General features: G+C 67.4%; 2 protein-coding genes and 1 pseudogene. All 3 read left to right on the top strand.

What is annotated here, in order from left to right; genetic code table 11:
• The first annotated feature begins 10 nt into the window (after positions 1-10).
• The gene (locus VG320_RS31145) at positions 11-130 is read left to right on the top strand and encodes a hypothetical protein (protein ID WP_414696036.1); all 120 of its coding nucleotides are present in this window, start codon (positions 11-13) and stop codon (positions 128-130) included.
• Positions 127-1,563 carry a TldD/PmbA family protein gene (locus tag VG320_RS13925; RefSeq protein WP_327200687.1) on the top strand — a complete coding sequence of 479 codons (1,437 nt, stop codon included), beginning with the start codon at positions 127-129 and terminating at the stop codon, positions 1,561-1,563. The genes VG320_RS31145 and VG320_RS13925 overlap by 4 nt, the downstream gene beginning before the upstream one ends.
• Positions 1,560-2,176, top strand: a pseudogene (locus VG320_RS13920) (TldD/PmbA family protein); the annotation flags it as partial. The gene VG320_RS13925 and the pseudogene VG320_RS13920, both read left to right, overlap by 4 nt.

Here is a 2,176-nt window from a genome sequence, read left to right as displayed (position 1 = left end):
GGGCGGGCGCATCGTCGAGCAGGGCGACACGCTGGCGGTACTCGATGCGCCCGCCCATCCCTATACGCAGTCGTTGCTCGCGGCCTCGCTGTTGCAGCGTCCGGCTGCGCTCAAGGAGAACATTGCATGATCGAAGAACGCTGGACCCTGGCCGCGCGTGGTTTGCGCAGCGCGGCCGACTTCTGGTCGGTGCGTTTCGTGGACGAACGCACCGACGACCACACCGTACGCAACGACGTTGCGTTGCCTTCGCGTCAGGCGCGCGAACGCGGCGCCATGGTCACGGCATGGGCCGGCGCGGGCGCGGGCTACGCGGCCACCGCCGATCTTTCCGCCAGCGGCCTGCAGCGGGCGCTGGAGATCGCCACGGCGCGCGCCCAGGCGGGCGCGGCGCACGCGCTGATCGACCATCGCCAGATCGCGCGGCCCACGCAAAGCGGCAGTTACGTTTCGCCGAACGCGCACGATACGCTGCCGTCGCGGCGCGAATGGATCGAGCGCCTCGCGCACGAATGCGCGGCGGCCAATGCCGATGCGCGTATCGTCGAGCGTGTGGCGGGCATGCACGTGACGCAAAGCGACCAGCTTTACCTGACCAGCGACGGCGTGCGCATCGACCAGCAGTTCCGCTTCCTGATGCCGAGCCTGTCTGCCGTCGCCCACGACGACGGCGACAGCCAGGAGCGCACACTCAACGGCCACTACGGCACGCTTGCGCAGGGCGGCATGGAAATCCTCGCGCGCTATGGTTTCGATGGCGCGGGCGCGCGCGTCGCGGATGAAGCGCTGCAACTGCTCGCGGCGCCTAACTGCCCGAGCGGGCGGCGCGACCTGCTGCTGATGCCCGACCAGATGATGCTGCAGATTCACGAGTCGATCGGCCATCCGCTCGAACTCGACCGCATTCTGGGCGACGAGCGCAACTTCGCGGGCTGGAGCTTCGTGAAGCCGGAGATGTTCGGCCATTACCAGTATGGCTCGCCGCTGCTCAACGTCACGTTCGATCCGGAGTTGCGCGAAGAAGCCGCCGCCTATGCCTTCGACGACGACGGCAGCGCGGCCAGCAAGCAATATCTGATTCGCGCGGGCGTGCTGGAGCGCCCGCTGGGCGGCGCGCTCTCGCAACAGCGCGCGGGCCTGCCGGGCGTGGCGAATTCGCGTGCGGCCAACTGGAACCGGCCGCCCATCGACCGCATGGCCAACCTCAATATCGAATCGGGCGACCAGTCGCTTGACGCGATGATCGCGGGCATCGAGCACGGCATCCTGATGAAGACGAACACCTCCTGGTCGATCGACGACCATCGCAACAAATTCCAGTTCGGCTGCGAATACGGCCAGCTCATCGAAAACGGCCAGCTCACGCAGGTGGTCAAACGGCCCGGCTATCGCGGGATTTCCGCCAGTTTCTGGCGCGGACTTACGGCGGTCGGCGATGCGTCCACGCGCGGCGTGTTCGGCACGCCGATGTGCGGCAAGGGCGAACCAGCCCAAGTGATCCGCGTGGGCCATGCGTCGCCCGCGTGCGTGTTTGCCGATGTCGAAGTGTTCGGAGGAGCATGATGGCCGAGATCCTTTCTACGCGCGGCGTCGAAGCGATCGACTGGCACGCGCACTTCACGATGCTCGCCGAGTCGATCGAGCGCCTGTGCCGCCCCGGCGAAACGGTGCTGAGCGCCTTCGCTGGCGAGCAGTCCGATTTCATCCGTTTCAATGCGGGCAAGGTGCGCCAGAGCGGCCAGGTGGAGCAGGGGCGTCTGACCTTGCGGCTGATCCACGGCGCGCGGCAGGCGTATTCCACCTTCGATCTGGGCGGCGACGCGCACGCCGATGTGCGCGACGTGTCCGATGCGCTGGCGACGCTGCGCGAAAGCCTGCTCGATGCGCCCGACGATCCGCACGTATTGTTCGACACGAGTTCATGGACGCGCAGCACGCGCCGCGACGGCCGCTTGCCCGACCCGCAGACGCTGGTCGAACTTGTCGCTCGCACCGCGCAAGGGCAGGATTTCGTGGGCTTTTATGCGGGCGGCACGCTGGCGCGCGGCTTCGCGTCGAGCACCGGCAGCCGCGGCTGGTACGAGGTGGAGAATTTCAACTTCAGCTGGTCGCTCTATCAGCCCAACGGGCGGGCGATCAAGACCACTTACGCGGGCGACGCCTGGGACGACGCCGT

The organism is Paraburkholderia sp. (assembly GCF_035948235.1).
Taxonomy (GTDB): domain Bacteria; phylum Pseudomonadota; class Gammaproteobacteria; order Burkholderiales; family Burkholderiaceae; genus Paraburkholderia.
Note: the sequence above shows the minus strand (reverse complement) of the source record. Positions and strands in the feature narration are given on the sequence as shown.